The organism is Kluyvera sp. CHPC 1.251 (assembly GCF_036759945.1).
GTDB lineage: Bacteria > Pseudomonadota > Gammaproteobacteria > Enterobacterales > Enterobacteriaceae > Kluyvera > Kluyvera sichuanensis.
Genome location: NZ_JAPKIC010000001.1, coordinates 720,228 through 739,971 on the forward strand (window position 1 = coordinate 720,228; position 19,744 = coordinate 739,971).

7 protein-coding genes are annotated in these 19,744 nt (G+C 51.8%); 5 read left to right on the plus strand and 2 right to left on the minus strand.

The genetic code is table 11. From position 1 onward, the window contains the following. Window positions 1-3 precede the first annotated feature (3 nt). Complete coding sequence (locus V6940_RS03315) at window positions 4-1,440, minus strand: glycoside hydrolase family 32 protein (RefSeq protein WP_333494820.1); 1,437 nt, start codon at window positions 1,438-1,440, stop codon at window positions 4-6. A 174-nt stretch (window positions 1,441-1,614) separates the two neighbouring features. On the opposite strand from V6940_RS03315, the gene V6940_RS03320 reads away from it, so the two are divergent. From V6940_RS03320 to V6940_RS03340, 5 genes are all read left to right on the plus strand, one after another. Further along, window positions 1,615-2,610: a LacI family DNA-binding transcriptional regulator gene (locus V6940_RS03320; protein WP_333494821.1), complete on the plus strand. Its 996-nt coding sequence runs from the start codon at window positions 1,615-1,617 to the stop codon at window positions 2,608-2,610. 975 nt (window positions 2,611-3,585) lie between these two features. Next, the gene (locus V6940_RS03325) at window positions 3,586-13,662 is read left to right on the plus strand and encodes a retention module-containing protein (protein ID WP_333494822.1); all 10,077 of its coding nucleotides are present in this window, start codon (window positions 3,586-3,588) and stop codon (window positions 13,660-13,662) included. 368 nt (window positions 13,663-14,030) lie between these two features. Further along, window positions 14,031-15,404, plus strand: coding sequence for an ATP-binding protein (locus V6940_RS03330; protein WP_333494823.1), 1,374 nt, complete (start codon window positions 14,031-14,033; stop codon window positions 15,402-15,404). Between the two features lie 87 nt (window positions 15,405-15,491). Further along, complete coding sequence (locus V6940_RS03335; protein ID WP_333494824.1) at window positions 15,492-15,953, plus strand: eCIS core domain-containing protein; 462 nt, start codon at window positions 15,492-15,494, stop codon at window positions 15,951-15,953. Between the two features lie 75 nt (window positions 15,954-16,028). Then, window positions 16,029-16,913: a hypothetical protein gene (locus V6940_RS03340; RefSeq protein ID WP_333494825.1), complete on the plus strand. Its 885-nt coding sequence runs from the start codon at window positions 16,029-16,031 to the stop codon at window positions 16,911-16,913. A 222-nt stretch (window positions 16,914-17,135) separates the two neighbouring features. Here the strand turns inward: V6940_RS03340 and V6940_RS03345 are convergent, their stop codons facing one another. Beyond that, window positions 17,136-19,736: a hypothetical protein gene (locus V6940_RS03345; RefSeq protein WP_333494826.1), complete on the minus strand. Its 2,601-nt coding sequence runs from the start codon at window positions 19,734-19,736 to the stop codon at window positions 17,136-17,138. Between the last annotated feature and the right edge of the window lie 8 nt (window positions 19,737-19,744).

A 19,744-nucleotide genomic window follows, 5' to 3' on the forward strand; every position in this document is an offset into this window, starting at 1 on the left:
TGGTTATTTAGCGGCGAGCGGCCAGGCATGCCCGTGATTAAAAATGGCGTGTCCGTTCTGGCTGAATAAGATCAGCTGGCGATCGTTAGGTTCTGGATAAATGCGGCTGCTAAGGGTGTACTCGCCGTGATTGACAAAGACTTCGACTGAAGAGCTATCGATAAACAGGCGCAGATCCAGCACATCATTGGCGGGCAGCGGGACGCTGCGACAGCCAGAGAGGCCATGCTGTGGGTAGCGGCGTTCCAGCACCAGACGTTGTGACTGGGCATCGACGTAGACGCGCAGTCCGTCACCCAGCGCGATGCCATATTGTTCAGCGCGGCTGCGGGCGATATCGAGGCTCAGTTCGATTTCGATAGCGAGTGCCTGCTCTTCCACCATCAGAGTACGATTGTGCAGCTCGCTGACCGGCCAGACATGAAGCTCGCCGCGTAATGATTCCAGCTCTTTGACCGGGTTCATGCGCAGCCGTTGGTTGGCATCGAGCGTCACTTCCCGGGGGAGGGTAAGCATCCCCGCCCAGCCGTCGGCCTGTTCTGGCATCGGCGACTCCCACATCGACAGCCAACCGATCACGACACGGCGGCCATCCGGGGTGTTAAATGACTGCGGGGCGTAAAAATCATGCCCATGATCCATCTCCTGGAAGGGCTGGGTCACGTGGAACGAGTGGTTATCCTGCCATTTGCCGACCATATAGCCGCTCTGGAACAGGTTACGGTAATGGTACCCGTCGGCGGCGATACCCTGCGGCGAGAACATGAAAACGAGCTTATCGTTCAGCGGGAAGAGATCCGGGCACTCCCACATATAGCCCATGCCGTCATCGGCCTGGCCAAGGGTGGTGGCAAACTGCCAGTGCTGCAGATCCTGTGAACGATAGAGCTGAACTTCGCCCACATCATCAACCCGAGCACCCACCACCATGAACCAGCTGTCTCCCTCTCGCCAGACTTTCGGATCGCGAAAATGGTGAACACCCTGCGGGGTATCCAGAACCATGCCCTGGCGTTCGAAGTGAACCCCGTCGGTGCTGGTGGCCAGACATTGCACCTGATACAGGTTTTCCTCTTTCGCCTCGCCGTCGAATTTGTGCCCGGTGTAGAGAAGCGCCAGCTTATTGCCGTCAACCACCGCGGAACCAGAAAAACAGCCGTCTTTATCTTCTGGCCCTTCTGGTGCCAGTGCTATCGGTAAGTGCTCCCAGTTCACCATATCGCGGCTGCGCGCATGGCCCCAGTGCATTGGGCCCCAGACAGGTTGCCACGGATAGTGCTGATAGAACGCATGGTAGTATCCATCGAACCAGCACAAGCCGTTGGGATCGTTCATCCAACCCGCGGGAGGGGCGAGGTGATAACGCGGATACCAGCGTGGGTTTACCCGATCTTTCTGCTGGTTTAAGGCCTCGTTGGCTTTGGTGAGTTGCGACGTCATTTGCTTGTCCCTGTAAGTAAGTTGAGCAAAAGATAACGTTAACATTCTCAGTTTTCTCGCAGATTTGATGGTAATATCGATGTTAATCACAAAAGTTAACGTTAACATTTTGCGGGTGTTATCGAGATCGCATTTTCAGATCCCGGCAAAGTACAGGCTGTCAAAGGAGAGGATATGGCATCTTTAAAGGATGTGGCGCAACGGGCGAACGTCTCGTTGATGACCGTATCGCGAGCGATTAACGAGCCAGAACGGCTGCGGCCAGAAACCTATAAAAAGGTGATGGAAGCGGTCGATGCGCTGGGATATGTCTCCGATCTCTCCGCTAAAAAAATTCGTGGCGCGAAAACCACGGCTAATACCATTGGTGTGCTGGCGCTGGACACCATGACCACGCCATTTTCCGTGGAGATCACTCTTTCTATCGAAGAGACCGCGCGGGCGCACGGTTGGAATAGTTTTGTGGTGAATATGTTCAGCAATGACCAGCCAGAGAAAATGGTTGATCTGCTACTGGCGCATCGCCCGGACGGTATTATCTACACCGCGATGGGGCTGCGTCAGGTACCTGTGCCGGAAAAACTGCATAAATATCGCTGCGTGCTGGCGAACTGCGAGAGCATCAGCGGCCCTTTTCCTACCTACATTCCCGATGATGAACAGGGGCAATACCTGGGTGTGAAAGCGCTGCTGGCCGCAGGCTATCGTCGGCTGCTGTGCATCCACCTGCCAAAAGGGATAGTGGCGACCGATCGCCGTCGGGCAGGAATGGAGAGAGCCTGTCGTGAAGCGGGTGTCGACCCCGATACCATGTTCCACCACTATCTTCCGCCTGGCGAACGTCACCATATTGATGCGGCGGAAATTGTCGGGCATTACCTGAGTGGCGCGCGCCCGATGTTTGATGCGGTAGTGTGCGGTAATGACCGCGTGGCTTTTGTGATTTACCAGGTCTTACTGGGGCGAGGGCTGCGTATTCCGCAGGACGTCGCTGTGCTGGGCTATGACAATATGGTGGGCACCGGCGAGCTGTTTTTACCACCGCTATCGACGGTACAGTTGCCGCACTATGATATTGGCCGCCTCAGCGCATTGCATCTTATTCAGGGGCTTGAACACCGGGATACCGTGCGGGTGGACAGCCCCTGGCTTCCTCGCGCTTCAATATGATTAAGCCTGGCCCGAGGTGCCATAAAACCGCCATTCGCGGATTGGCGGCTGAGGGCATGCGCGACTTCTTCTCTCTCCCGCACCGCGACTCAGTCGAAAGATGATGTAATGCGTAAAGACGGTGTGTGGTTATTCCGGGATATATTGCAACGACGAAAACAGAAGGGCCACGATCGCTAACCTGTTGACTGCTTCAATAATAAATTCTTGAGGATAACGTTGACTGCTTTTGTGCATCTCTCTTTATGCCATTTTAAAAGACTCATCGATAACGGTTAACGTCGTGGCGATTCAATTTATCGATATTAGAGAAGTCGGTCGATGAGGCGTTTTTTGGTGTCGATGTCATATTTTTACTCGTTAGATAGCATGCTATATTATTTCTCCTTAACCGTATCGCTGCGCGTTCCAGTAGCAATGTGCTGATCACACTAGTGACCCTTCTAATATATAAACAACAAACTATTTTACTGCTATGGGAAATTACCCGCAAAAGATGCCATCACCGGGAGCCCTCGCCCCTGGACACGGGACCTGGTGTACTGAGCCTTTTGGCAGTGGAAATGTAAGACCCCAGCAAATTCAGAGGGTAATCGTGCGCACGTTCTGAGGGAGGGGCACTGCAAAATGGTAAATGAGAACAAACTGATGTTTCATAAATTGTTATTTATTTGTGTAATTATTAATACTGGCATCAAATAATTGTTTTATTTCTGTACAAGCGCAGCCATAAAAAAACGAGTTGTTAGCGATATAATTTGTATTATTTCCCTCCAGTTTTTAATATATTTAATGAAGAAAGTGCCTATGAATATAAGCGCCTTGAGAATGGTAAAATAAAATATACCGCTGGGCCAGATGGAATGTCCATAAATGGACATTTTTGCAGATCAAAGTCATTCGTAAAATAATTGTTATTACATTTAGGTCTGTGGCGATAAATATAAGTTAAGATGATATCTAAGAGAGGGTACTGTGAGTGGTGCACTGGGTGTTATTAAAGCAGTTATTGGCCAGGTTTTTGCCGTAGCGGCAGATGGCTCAAAGCGACTTTTGCAGGAAGGTGACAGAGTCTACAGTGGCGAAGAGATCGTCACGGGCAACACTGGTGCAGTAAGCATTGGTCTGACGAACGGCAAAACCGTAGATATTGGGCGTAACAGCCACTGGACCGAGCACGGTATCCATATTGCAGAAAATGTCGAACATAGCATGCAGGACGTGGCGGCCATGCAAAAAGCCCTCGCCGACGGCGCCGACCCGACAACCGCGTTAGAAGCGACGGCTGCGGGTAATGAGCCGGAAGTGAAGATGGAAGGCGGCGGCGGTGGACATACCCTGGTGCAGTTAGAGCTGACCAATGAAATGGTCGATCCTACCGCAGGCTTTAACACCAAAGGCATCGGCGCCCCGACCTGGGAGCGCGAATTACCGGAGGGGGCGCTCGGCTCGGATCACGGCGCTCACATCCTGCCACCGCAGGTGAGTATCACCACGTTTGCCGGTGATGACGGGTTCATTAACAAAACCGAAATAAATAATACGGATATCGAAGGGACCAGTAACCAGACTTCCGTCCGACTGCTGTTCACAGATAGCCAAAAAAACACACTCATCGTCGACGTTCCGGTGGAAAACGGTCACTGGACGACGCATCCAGATCTCAGCTCGCTTGCGGAAGGCGAGATTCTGGTGGTGGCAACGGCCACTGACGTCGCGGGACGGACGGCGCAAAGCTCTACCTCGGCACTCATTGATACGATTGCCGGTCATGATGATATTACGGTAGACAGCGTCACGCCGGATAACGTGATTAACTTCGAGGAATCTCAACATCACCAGACGCTGATTCGGGGCAACGTCTCCGGGGATGCCAAAGTCGGTGATAATGTCACCTTAACCGTTGATGGGCATACCTATACCGACGTCGTGGTCGATCTCGGCGGCGGTAAATTAGGTTATCAGATCCAGGTCGACACTCAGGACCTGCTGGACTCGCCGCTGATCCATGCGACGGTGACCTCTATTGATGAAGCCGGAAACGTTAATCAGGATTTTATCGATCATCGCGTTGACATCGATCTCTACGCGCACAACGACGTGACCATTGCTACCGTTGACGGTGACAACATCGTTAACACCGCTGAATCCCGTATGCCGATGCTGATTAGCGGTGACGTCGGCGGTGATGCGAAAGCAGGCGATCCGGTGACCGTTACTATCGACGGACACGAATACTATGGCGTGGTAACCAACGACAATAACCAGCTGCGCTACAGTGTGACCGTTCCAACCTCGGTGCTTAACGAAGGCGAAAACGCGCTGACCGTCAAGGTCGTCAGCCATGACCCGGCAGGCAACGAAGCGATCGCGATTGAGCATCAGGTCATCACGCTGGATACCACCGCGCATAGCGAACTGACCATCAACACCGTGGCGGGCGACAATGTTGTCAACCTGACAGAAAGCCGCATGCCGTCGATGATCGGCGGCGAGGTGATGGGTGACGCTCACGCTGGCGATCGCGTGGTGCTCACTGTCAATAATCAGCAATTTTATGGTTCTGTGGTCGATGAAAACGGCAAGCTGACTTATGAAGTGCCGGTACCGACCACAATGCAGGTGAACGGTAAAACGGTGCCCGTTCTGTTCGAAGGCCACAATGATGTGCAGGTCGAGATTACCAGCGTGGACAGTTCAGGCAATACCACCATTGCCATCGAGAACAAAACTTTCACGTTGGATACCGAGGCACACAATGCGCTGACCATCGACACCGTCGCGAATGACAACGTCGTCAATGCGATTGAGCATCGTATGCCGACGGTGATTACAGGTGAGGTGAGCGGTGACGCTCAGGTGGGCGATTCGGTCGTGGTAACCGTTAACGGACAGGTCTTCCACGGCAGTGTGGTGTTGGATAATGGTCACCTGGGGTACAGCGTGACCGTTCCCGCGCCAACGCTGCTTGAAGGTCGCAACGGTGTTGAGGTCATGGTGATCAGCCATGATGCCGCAGGTAACGAAGCGATTGCCGTAGAGCATAAAACGGTCACGCTGGATACTCACGCTGAAAATACCGTTGATATCCGTACGGTGGCGGGTGATGACGTGGTGAACGCTGACGAATCCCGGCATGACACCCTGATCACCGGTGCCGTAGGCGGGAAGGATGCGCATGCCGGTGACAAAGTGGTCGTTACCGTTCAGGGTCAATACTTTAACGGTGAGGTGGTGGATAACGGCGGTGGGCATTTGCACTATCGCGTTGCCGTGCCGAGCGGTGTCCTGTTGGAAGGTAACAATGCCGTCCAGGTGCAGGTTATCAGTCACGATAAAGCCGGCAATGAAGCGATTGCCGTCGATCACAGAAATGTCGTCCTCGACACCACCGCGAACGCCAGTATTACCGTTAACGCGGTGACTCACGACAACGTTCTGAACCATGACGAACTAGACGGTAAGCAGTGGGTGACTGGAACGGTGGGTGGGGATGCCCGTCCGAACGACCCGGTTGAGCTTATCATCAATGGCAAGTCGTATTCCGGTAACGTTGAGGTTCTGCACGACGGTTCGCTGGGCTACAAAATTCAGGTTCCGGCCGGTGCCTTTGGTGATAACAGCGGCACGGTGAATGCTGATTTACGCTTCACCGCCAGCGTTACCGCGCACGATAAAGCCGGGAACGAGGTGGTGCAGACTATGGAACACACCGTACACCTGGATAATACGGCCTACAACGCCGTAGATATCCGCACGGTGTCGGGTGATAACATCGTTAACCACGATGAGTCCCAGCATGAGACGCTGATCAACGGTGTCGTCAGCGGTAAAGATGCGCGCGTGGGGGATAAAGTGGTTGTCGAGGTGCAGGGCCATATTATTACTGGCCGTGTCTTTGACGATGGCCATGGAAATCTGCACTACAAGGTTGCGGTGCCGACCGGCGTGCTGAAGGAAGGCAACAATGACGTTCAGGTGCAGGTTTACAGCCATGACAAAGCGGGTAACGAAGCGGTAGCTGAAGCACATCATAACGTGGTGCTGGATACCGCCGCACACGCCGACATTACCGTCAACGCAGTGACCCCCGACAACGTTCTGAACCATGACGAGCTGGACGGTAAGCAGTGGGTGACCGGGACGGTTGGTGGGGATGCCCGTCCGAACGATCCGGTTGAGCTTATCATCAATGGCAAGTCGTATTCCGGTAACGTTGAGGTTCTGCACGACGGTTCGCTGGGCTACAAAATTCAGGTTCCGGCCGGTGCCTTTGGCGATAACAGCGGCGCGGTGGATCGCGATTTACGCTTCACCGCCAGCGTTACCGCGCACGATAAAGTCGGGAACGAGGTGGTGCAGACCACTGAGCACACCGTCCATCTGGATAATACGGCCTACAACGCCGTAGATATCCACACGGTGTCGGGTGATAACATGGTGAACCACGACGAGTCGCAGCAGTTGACGCACATCACTGGCGCGGTGAGCGGTCCGGATGCGAAGGTCGGTGACAAAGTGGTGGTGTCAGTCCACGGGCATGACTTTTACGGTCGGGTGGTGGAGACCGGTGGTGGCCATCTGCATTACGATGTGGCTATCGACTCCTCACTCCTCACCGAGGGCGGCAATGACGTTCAGGTCAAAGTCACCAGCCATGACATACCGGGTAACATCGTCGTTTCAGAAGCACATCATAACGTGGTGCTGGATACTGCAGCGCAAGCCAGCATTACCGTTAACGCGGTGACCTACGACAACATTCTGAACCATGATGAGCTGGACGGTAAGCTGTGGGTGACCGGAACGGTTGGCGGGGATGCCAGTCCGAACGATCCGGTTGATATTATCATCCAGGGTCACACCTATACCGGTAGCGTTGAAGAGTTGCCCGACGGCTCGCTGGGCTACAATATTCAGGTCCCGGCCGGTGCCTTCGGCGATAACAGCGGTACGGTGAATGCTGATTTAACTTTCACCGCCCGCATCACTGCCCACGATAAAGCCGGGAACGAGGTGGTGCAGACCAAGGATCACATCGTCCACCTGGATAATACGGCCTACAACGCCGTAGATATCCGCACGGTGTCGGGTGATAACATCGTTAACCACGACGAGTCCCAGCATGAGACGCATATCACCGGTGCGGTGAGCGGCAAGGATGCGAAGGCCGGTGATAAGGTGGTGGTGTCGGTACACGGGCATGACTTCTATGGTCAGGTGGTGGAGACCGGCGGCGGCCATCTGCACTACGATGTGGCGATCGCCACCACAGCTCTCACTGAGGGCGACAATGACGTCCAGGTCAAAGTCATCAGCCACGACAAACCGGGTAACGAAGCGGTAGCAGAAGCACATCATAACGTGACGCTGGATACCGCCGCACACGCCAGCATCACTATTGATTCCGTCACCGCAGACAATGTGTTGAACCATGATGAGCTGGCAGAACGGAAGCAGGTTATCAGCGGGACCGTCGGTGGTGATGCCAAAGTCGGTGATGAGGTGACGCTTGAAATCAACGGTCATCAGTTTACTGGCAACGTTGTTGACCTGGGAAATAATCACTTAGGCTACCATATCAAGGTTGATTCCAGCACATTCAGTGATAATGTCGGCCGTATCGACAAAGATGTCAGTTTTACCGCTAAGGTGGTTTCGCATGACGCGGTTCACAATGAAGTGGTTGCGAGTACAACGCATAAGCTGCATATCGATAACCACGCTGAGGCGACTATCACCCTCGATAAAGTCACCGGTGATGACATCATTAACTATAACGAATCCGGTGAACGCCTGACCCGCGTGAGCGGAACGGTTGGAGGGGAAGATGTACACCTGGGTGACCGTGTGGTGGTCATGGTGGGGGGGCATAACTACGCTGCCACGGTTGAAGCGTTGCCGCATCAGAATGGCGCCCTGGGCTACCACGTTGATGTTCTCACCAGCGATATTATCTCCGACCCGAACCACACCGTAAGGGTGCGTATCGACGGCGTGGATCACGTGGGTAACGATCAGTCAGCCATCGCGTCGAAAGATCTGGCCATTGACCTGAAGGCGGAGGCGACCATCACTATCGATCCGCTGACCGCCAACCACGACAACATGATTAACGCTGACGAGTCAAAGAATCAGACCACGACCATCACCGGTACCGTCGGTGGCGACGCGAAAGAGGGTGATATCGTCACCCTGCACGTCAATGGCTTTGACCTGACGGGGCGCGTCGATGCGCATCTGCATTACAGCATTGATGTCAGCACCCACGATCTGATGAGCGACCCGCATCTGACCGCCTCAATTACGGTAACCGACAATGCGAACAACGTCGCCACCGCGACCGCAAAACAGGATATCGTGGTGGATACAAAGGTGGATGCCGTTATCACCGTTGATTCGGTGACCGACGATAACACCCTGAATGGCGAAGAACTGAATCACCGTTATTCCCTTGTCTCGGGTACGGTGACGGGTGAAATGAAGATTGGCGATCCCCTCACGCTGACCATTAACCATCAGGTGTACCAGGGCAAGGTCGAAGATCTCGGTAACGGCAAGATGGGCTATCGCATCCTGGTGCAAACCACGGATATTCACGCCGGTGACCACAACATTCACGCCAGTATCAGCGTGACCGATGCGGCCAAAAACAGCGCGGAAGCCACCGCCGATCACCACGTCAATATTGTTGAGCATGCAAACGCAGGGGTGACGATCAATATCGTCTCCGGTGATGATGTGCTGAACGGGGCCGATCTGAACAAGCCGACCACCACCATCAACGGTGTCGTGTCCGGGGACGTGAAGGCAGGGGATTATGTTCATCTGACGGTGAACGGTCATACCTATGATGTCGAAGTTAAGGCGCAGCCTCATCTGGACGGCAAACTGGGTTATTCGTTTGAGGCCGATACTTCCGACCTGGCAAATGACACCCATATTGTCGCGACGGTTGATGTCACGGATGCGGCTGGCAACTCCATGACCGCTGGCACGACCCACGACATCGCTATCGACAGAAGTGCCTGGGCGACCATCACCGTCGATCCGGTGACTGCGGATAACGTCATCAACAATGATGAAGCACACCAGCAGTACACCGCCGTTACGGGCCAGATTTACGGTGACGTCCAGCCTGGAGACAAGGTGGAGTTAGTGGTGAATGGGCAGCATTACTACGGCGCCATGCACAATGACGGCAGCTACAGTATTAATGTCAGCACCGCAGATTTGCTCTCTGGCAGTAATCAACCCATTATCTCAGCGTCAGTCATGGGCGTGGATAAAGCGGGAAATACGACTCTGGCGGTGATCGATCATATGGTTAATATTGATACCCGCGCAGAGGGGTCAATTACGGCTGACCTTACGCCAAATAACCCTCTTTATCCAAATAACCCTGATTATTATATCGTCAGGGGGGATGTGGGCGGTGATGCCAAAGTCGGCGATCTGGTGAAAATCTTCGTTGGCGACAAAACCCTTGAAACGCATGTTCAGGTGGTGGGCGATCATCTGGGCTACGTCTTAGAGAGCTACCAGGAGCCGGGCAGTAAGTATCCATTCTATCTGGACAAGCAGTATGTTCAGCAGCATCCGGATATCACCGTGCAGATTACCTGCACCGATCCGCACGGCAATATCGTCACCGTTGAAGATCATCTGCATGCCAATATTCCAGGCGTTGTGACCCCGCCAGACAACCCAACCGGTACCACCGGAACGCCGGTTGATCACACCCCACCGCATGCGACGGTGACCATCAGCCCAGTGGCCGGTGATAACGTGATCAATACACAGGAAAGCCAGTCCCCGGAAACCATCGTCCGCGGTACGGTCTCCGGCGATGTTCACCCGGGGGAAGCGGTTACGCTGCATATTGGTAAAGACACCTATACCGGCACGATTATTGAACGTCCAAACCTGCCGGGTGAATACGGCTATGAAATTAAGGTCCCAACCCAAAGCCTGATTGATCACCCTGATATCACGGCGACGGTGATTGCCCATAACGCCAATGGTAGCCAGGAAGTTAGCGCGTCCAACCCTCTGGTGATTGATACCCACGTTCAGGCCTCGATTACCCTCGATGCGGTGGCGGGTGATGACATTATCAATATCGTCGAGTCACAGTCGGGGACCACGCCGGTCAGCGGGGTGGTGAGCGGGGATAATATCCATGCTGGCAGCAACGTGACGCTGGTCGTCAACGGTCATGAAATCACCACCCAGGTGTTTGAAGATGCGAACCATATTCTGCGTTTCAGCGAAAAGGTCAGCATTGACGATCTGCGTCAGGATCACAACATTATTGCCAAAGTGACCGGTTCTGACGATCACGGCAACACGACCACAGTCACTGATAGCAAACCTATCGTGGTGGATACCGTTGTCAATGCGACGGTCACCATCGATGACGTGACCGATCATAACGTGCTGAATCGTGCGGAAACCAAGACCGCTACCACGGCGGTGACCGGTAGCGTCACCGGTGACGTGAAGCCGGGTGAATATGTGACGTTGACGGTGAACGACCACAAGTATCACGCGAAGGTTGATCAGAACCTGCACTACAAAGTGGACGTCAAAACGGCGGATATCGTTGCTAATCCAACGATCACTGCCCACGTTCTCGGACACGATGATGCTCAGAACCAGTTAGATGCCTTCGACCACAAGACCGTGGGCATTGATACCAAGGCTGAAGGGGAGATCGCTGTTAACGTTATCTCCGGTGATAACATCCTGAGCGCGGCAGATATTGGCAATGCGCAGACGGAGATCAGCGGCACCGTTGGCAAAGATGCGCGGGTGGGCGATGAGGTGTCGGTAACCTTAAATCACGTTACCACCACCGTTCATGTTATCGAACTGCCAAATATGAATGGGCAGCTCGGCTATAGCATGAAAGTGAACACCGCCGATCTGGTGGCGGAACTGGATGCGGTTAAGAACGCACATCCAACCCTGACGCCGGAGATCACCGTGACCGTGACCGGCAGCGACGATGTGGGTAACCCGTTCAGCCAGAGTGCAACGCAGCATGTAACCATTGATAACCATGCCGATGTGCAGCTTAACCTCAATCCGGTCTCGACAGACAACGTTCTGAACCTGGATGAGGCCGGCCATCCGATGACCGAAATCAGCGGCTCCGTCACCGGCGATGTGATTGCCGGTAACAACGTGATTGTCCATGTCAACGGTAATGACCTGGTCGTCCCGCTGGTGAAAGATGCGAACGGCGCGCTGACCTTCTCGGTGTCCGTGAACACAGCTGAACTGCTGCAGGATCCAAAAATCACCTACACGGTGAACGGTGAGGATGCGGTAGGTAACAAGGTCACCGTCACGGAAAGCAATAAGCTGGTCATCGACCAGCATGCGGAAAACCACATTGCGATAAATGTGGTTGCCGGTGACGACAAGGTTAACTCTGAAGAGCAGATGAAAGGTACCACCAACATCACCGGCCCGGTCAGCGGTGATGTACACGCGGGAGATATCGTCAAGCTGGAGGTCAACGGTCATCAGTACACCGGTACTGTGGAAGAGGTCGGTAAGAAACATCACCTGGGCTACATCATCAGCGTCGATACCCATGACCTGAATGAGGGCTCGAATACCGTTAACGTCTCGGTCACCGGCAAGGATGACGCAGGGAACGTCGCCAGTTCGACGGCAACGCATACCTTTGTGATGGATACCCATGCTGATGCCACCATTAACATGGATGTCGTGGCGGGTGATAACATCATCAACGCTAAAGAGTCTAAGCAACTTTCGGTCACCGGTGCGATTACCTATGAGGCTGGTGCAACGCTGGGCGATAAGGTGACGCTGGATATTAATAATCACCAGATCCAGACCGACGTTAAGATGGTCAATGGTCATCCGAGCTATGACGTCAAAATACCGAAATCATGGCTGAATGAGGGTACTAACGACATTAAGGTGAGTGTGGATGTGACCGATCAGGCCGACAACCATGCGACAGCAACGCATACCCAAAATGTTTTTGTGGATACCAAAATTGATGCCTCGATAACTATCGACCCGGTCGTGGTGCATCACGTGGTTAACTCGACGGATCCGGACAGTATCCTGGTAACAGGGAGCGTGGGTAAAGACGTTCAGGTCGGAGACACCGTCACGCTTAACGTCAACAATCATCCCGTGACGGAACACGTCAAAATGATCAACGGTCATTTAGGCTATGAGATGAACATTGAGAAATCCTGGCTTCATGAAGGAAGCAATGTTCTGAAGGTGAGTGTCACCACGGAAGATGCAGCCCATAACCATATTACCGTTTACCACAGCGAGAAAATCCTGCTCGATACCCAGGCTGACGCTAAGATCCATATTGATAATCTGAGCAGTGACAAGCATGCGACGCTGCACGATATCGATCACCATACCGTGCATATTACCGGTGAGGCTATGGGTGAGGTGCATAAAGGTGAACATGTCGACGTGACGCTGAATGGCAAGCACTATGATGCCGCACTCCATGAAACCGATGGGCATCTGCGCTATGACATCCCGATTAACGCCGGCGATCTTCACATCGGTAGCAACGTCGGGGAAATCATGGTGCAGGCGCGTGATGAGCACGGTAACGTGGCTCCGATCATCCAGCCGCTGAATGTGATGCTGAGCGCGCCAGGCCACGGCGGCGCGCAGCAGTACTCGATTTCAGAACTCCAGCAGGATGGCAAACATGCTAAAGGTCTGCATAACCTGCTCTCTAATGGTCATGATTCTTTAAACATGAGCTACGACCATGATAAGAAAGGGGATGATGCGCATCGTCAGGATCCGGCGAGCGTAAAAGGCCACGCGAACCATGGGCAGGCGGATCTGAGCTCGTTGCTGCATGAACTGCACGACAAAGGGGATATCACGCAGCTGATTAAAGGGACGGATGACCACCAGGGGAGCCACACTGCTCCTGCGGCCAGCGTACCGGCAGCTCACGATGCACATAGCTCACCGATCTACTCACTGGATCATCTGATCGCGAAACCGGACCACTACTCGCACTAATTACGCGTAAAGCGGGTTCTGCTATAAACCACCACCCTTACCGGCGGTGGTTTTTTTTGGCTGCTGGTGGCCAGTGAGACGCGATGAAATAAAAAAATCCACGCAATTGCGTGGATTTTATGTTTTTTGCGATTCTGATGAGATTTAGTGAAAGCTCATAAGACGACAGATTTTATTTAGGCATTGAACGGCGATTATCAATGTAATGAAATTATTATAAAGTGTTATTTATATATTCATCACCGTTGTACTCATCCCAATACTCACTCTTAAATAAACACTCAAATAGCGTGCTATACTGGGTTTGTCACATACGATTCTGGCAAAAGTAGTCTTAATACTAATACTTCTTTTTTCAAGGATGTGCCATGTCTCCACAAGCAGATGTTGAGAATCATCAGCAGGCAAACAATGTTGTCGTGCTTTACCGTGAGATGACGTGGCTGTCTCAGGTCATTAACCAGGTTATTTGCAGCTACTTGAAACAAGAGGGGCATGAACGCCATTGGGTGGATATTCCTCCTCCTGAGTTACAGCAAGGCACACCCTATGCCGACCTGATTATTGACTGGCAGCTCTCTCTTTTTGACCGCCTGGCCCTGGCGCTTGCCATGGCGCCGAGTGTGAAACCGGATACCCTCGATATCTTCTTTGGGCTTAACAGCCTTATCGACCGCCCCTTTACGGAATTTGGCGGCGTCAGCGATAAAGCCTTCAGCGGCTTTATTCCCACCGGGCAGACGCTCAACTTTCTTATCAGCGCTAATGATCCCGACTGGCGGGTTCATGTCCACGCGATTTTCTCAAATAAACATCGCCTGATGGCGGAACAGGTTACCCAACTGCTCTCGGTTGATGATGGAGTGCCCAAATGGGCCGGTATTTATCGCTTAAATGAAGAGTGGCTGCACTATTTTACGACCGGTGAACGCCTGCGCCCGGAATTAAGCGCCAGTTTCCCTGCCCATTTACTGGAATCGCCACTAGATTGGAATGATCTGGTGCTGGATGGCGAAGTGATGGCGCAGATTGAAGAGTTGCATGCGTGGCTCAAACACGGCCATACGTTGATGAACGAGTGGCAACTGGTGAAAAAGGTGAAACCGGGTTATCGGGCGGTGTTCTTTGGCCCACCGGGCACGGGGAAAACGCTTACCGCCGCGCTGCTCGGCAAGGCTACCGGGCGGGATGTGTATCGTGTCGATCTCTCTATGGTGGTGTCCAAATACATTGGTGAAACCGAGAAAAACTTATCCCGCGTGTTTGATGCCGCCAGCTACAAAGAGTGGATCCTGTTTTTTGATGAAGGGGATGCCCTATTTGGCAAACGCTCTGAGGTAAGTTCATCCAACGACCGTCATGCCAACCAGCTAACGGGCTATTTACTGCAAAAAATAGAGGATTTTCCCGGTACGGTGATTATCGCCACCAACCTGAAAACCAATATGGATGAGGCGTTTACCCGCCGCTTTCAAAGCATGGTGCAGTTTGCGATTCCAGGTCCAAAAGAGCGCCTGTTGTTATGGCAAAAGGCGTTTAACGGGGCGTGCTGTCTTTCCGAGGGTGTCAATTTACCCGCTATTGCCGACCGCTATGAAGTGGCCGGCGGGCAAATTATCAACGTGTTGCGCCAGTGCGCATTAACCGCCATTCAGCGCGGGGAACGTACGGTGTCGCAGGACGATATTGTTGCCAGCATTCGCCAGGAATTCAGGAAAGATAACAAAATATTCTTTGAATGAATGCGCCGTCACATCGAGGGCAGCGGGTAAGTGGGAAAGTTTAGCTAACTATCTGATACAGCAAGATTGATAACGAGGATGGTTGTTATGTTTACAAAACAGAAACCACAGCATCAATCAACCCGCCGGGCGGTTTCGCAGCGTAAAGAGATCCGTCAGCGTAAAGAAAGCCATACTTCGGCTGCTCTGGAAGACAAACGCGCACCGACCGTGCAAAAACAACCCAATAAAACCGGGCTGCCCGATAACCTGAAAAGCGGGATGGAAAATCTCAGCGGCATGAGTCTGGATCATGTTCGGGTGCATTATAACTCAGCAAAACCCGCCGCCGTGCAGGCGCATGCCTATGCCCAGGGCAGTGATATTCACCTGGCTTCCGGGCAGGAAAAACATCTGCCGCATGAACTGGGGCACGTGGTGCAGCAGGCGCAAGGACGGGTGACGGCAACGACCTCGGTAGCGGGGATGGCGGTGAATGATAGTCCTGCGCTGGAGCATGAGGCGGATGTGCTGGGGGGGAGGGCGTTACAGCGGAATTCGATCTCTTGATGATATGAGTATTTATGCATGTGGTGAAATAACAAAGGGATTAGGTGCTCCACCAAAACATTAAGGTTCTGATATATGTATAAACAATCAACGAAGTCTAATGATAATTTGAAAAGAACAATTCCTTATTCTAAGGCTAAGAGCAATAGTGTAGTAAAACAATGTGTTCAACTTTATGATGGTCGACCCAATTATTTATTGAAGCAGGAAAATACTGATTTAGTAACCGAAAAACTATCTCAGACAGAACGAACTGCCTCATATAGAACGATACAAAAGGTATCGATGAAAGCTGGTGAGGGGGAGCTTTCATCCCTTGAGGAATTTCAGACAGATTGCGATGTGATGTATGGTATGTTGAAGTCAAAAGTGCTAAGCGACCAGTGGGTATCATGTGGGCTAAGTATGAGTAATTTCGATGTTCCTAAATGGGATGAATATCTGAGTAAAACCTTTATAAGGACTTATGGGTCTAAAGACAAAACAGTGAAAAAAGTTATCATTGATAATTTTAAAATAAGAGCGAAAAATGATGAGCTAGGCAGTGTGTCTTTGAGTGAAGAACCTGGTGATATTGAAATAAATTTAGAATCATTGAAAGCTTGTGTGATAACGGCTTTACTTTATGCAGAGGGGGGAAGTCTTCTAGGTGCCCGTAGTGTGGAAGGTCTTCATCAAATACTTATTAATAGGTTTCCAAAAACATTTGGTCAATATAGTGATGATAATGTAATAGATGTCTTGTACCCATTTTTTAACTACAAAAAAACCACTGTTTCTGGAAAGGTTAAGGATGTGATTGGAAAATATAATAAAGGGATGGTATCAATATCTGGGCATATGATTGGTTTCGCCAAAAAAGGAGATAGTTACGAACTTAAGGATAATGAGGGGGTAGCTGAAAATATTACCAATCATAAATATAAAAATGGTGACGCATCAGTGATTTGGACAAAATAATTTAAATGTGATAAATAAGGATTCTGTTTCTATATTATACTTTCAGCTCAATTCAAAGCATGAAAATGGATTTATGAAAAACTCATTGGGTTTGTTTTTTTAAATTATGAGTTTTTTACTATTTCGTGAGTTGCTTCCGCTTTTATTTCTTATTTATTCAAATGTGCTGAAAAACGTGGGGATAAGGCGCAGGCCAATTATCCCCATGCGAAAAATCAACCGTTAAGGTTTATCCCCCTCCTTCCTCACCATCCTTACCGCAAACAATATCCAGCCAATCACAATCATAAAGATAATCAAAATCGGCCCCTGATACGCCTGAAACGCCGGGTCGGCGACAAATACCAGCATCAATCCGCTAATGGACAGCGCGGTTAGCGCCACAAACGGGAAGCGGCTGAGGTGTTTTCTCAGCGGGTATGACCAGATGCAGATGATCAGGAACAGCAGAATAAAGAAGAACGAGACAAATAAACCGGTTCGCAACTCCCAGCGATGGATACAGATCCAGTTCAGCAACCGGGTAACGCTATTCACCATCTGGTTGATCGGCTGCGGGTATTGCTGGGCTTCCGGGAAGAAGGTTTTATCAATCAACTTCTCATTGGCGTCGCTGAGCGGCAATGGCCAGTAGCCTGCGCCCAAAAAGCTCCAGCTGGAAAGATTAACCAGTTGGGTCAGGGCAGTTGTTTGGTCGCGGTTATCTTCGCTGATAAGCATCGGCACCAGGCGTTTGTACACCTGCTGGACGTCAAGCTGATCCGCCTGTTTACTTAGCCATCGTTGTAATCCTTTAATTTGGTCCAGTTCGTCAGCCGCTTTATCGTGTCTCGCCGGTGAGCCCGGACGCACAATCAGCAGGTTGGTTCGTTTTGAGAGTGCATTGAAATTCTGGAAACTGTAAAAATGATATTTACGCTCAACGACATCACTTACCGGGACAATGACGCTCAGATAATAGGTATCGTTGCTGGTGGGAGGGCCACTTAATTCTGCGGCGCTGGACTGGCGGCGCTCACTCTGGCGGAGCGCAATTTTAAGTCTGTCCAGGAACGAGAAGAAGGCCTGTTGGCTTTCCGGGGTATCTAAGACGGAAAGGTCGATATCCAGGGTAATCCCATCGGCCATTGACGGCACGCCCTGGAGCCCAAAGCTTATCCACGGCTTCAGATTATTGATGACATATTTATCCATTGGCATCGTCACGGTCTCAACCAGCTGTTTCACCATATCGTCGGTAAACAGCCCGGTAAGCTGATCGCGGGACAAATCTCGTGGCGTCGTCACGACCAGGTCGAGCTTGGTGCGGTAACGGTGGGTTGTCTGAATAAACTGACTGAATTTTTTCTCGGCTGACCAGTTTTGCGGCAGCGCTAAGGTATTGCCGTTACCTTCCGGTTTCATCACCGCACCCACGTAGCCAATGCGATCTAAACGACTAAAATCAATCGATTGTCCTTCTTCGAGATGCTGCCAGTAGGGGTAGAAACCATAAAAAGTTCCCATTGTGAATATCGATTTGACGGTGTCCTGGCATCCGCAGTCCGGCGGGGCTATCCAACGCACAGGGTTGGCGTGAATTGGGCTTAGGCCGCTTTTCCTGGCTAATTTGAAGATGCCATAGTCTTGCAGGCTGTCGGGTTGAATGCCTGATTCATTAATTGCCATCTGCAATAAATAGAGGCTTGGAAAGACTTCATCCTGTAGCGGTGCGAGCGTTTTTAAGACGTCTTCCGGTGGGGCGGTGATCTTAAATTGCTTGATGGTGTTGCTTAAGGCTTCAGGGTCCAGTTGCCACACGAGCTGTGGCGCTGTCGTTTGAGTATCGCTTTGTGTACTGGTATCAATGACCTGTGTTGATGGGACGGGAGGGCTGGCCGGGGTATCATCGAGACTTTGATTCTCAGCGGTGTTTTCAACCCCCTCACTGCTAGCGGGCGGGGTGGTATTGGTGCTGGTACTCGTGCTGGTGCTGGTCGTGGTGCTTGTACTGGGATGCGGGATCTCGATACTGCTGGATTTAATTAAGCTGTCAATATTCGGCCCAGGTGTCGCGGTAATATTCAGTTGCGCGAATAAGTCGCTGAGCTGGTTATACAGCTGGCTACGTTGATCAAACTGTTGTTTCTCTAACTTGGCAAAGGTGGCCAGTACGGTCTGGCGCTGCGCCAGGCTGGCGAAATCTTTCTCCGTCAGTTGGTAATAATAAGGGGCCGTATCGCTGTCGGTTTTTTCCGGAACAGACGGTGTGGCAGGTTTTGGCATGTCAGAATTTTTACCGGAACCTGCGCTCCGAAGGCCCAGCTTTATCTCTATTTCAGCGGGCGTTAAATTAAGCAGCTGCGGAGGCGTTATCGCCGTGCGCCACGTCGGATAGAGCGCATTTCGCTCGGCGGCGCGGTTTAAGGCAATCATCAGCGATTCAACAAAAATTGGGTGCTGATCGTTAGATGACTCGGGAACGGTGAACGCAAATTCACCGCAGAAATAGTCCAGCCAGTAGCGGGTGGTGGGGCCCACGATGCCATCGTTGAGTCGCTGGCCTCTTTTCAACTGGGCCTGGAAATCGCTGTTGTTCTGATAAAAATCGGCAAGCTGCGTTTGTATAGCTTTCCCCAAATTGCGCTTATCGGTTGCCGTGAGCTGCTTGCTGCATGTTTTATACGGCAGGGCGCTCTCCGCCAGACCGTTTTGCGCAGCGTAGCCTATCGCTGGCAGCGTGCACAGCAAGCCACCGCAGAGCAGCCCGCTGATAACGCGCCTGATAAGACCCGGCGATGGCTGACGAATGAGGGATAACAGACTGAAAGCAGGATTTATCATTGTTTTTA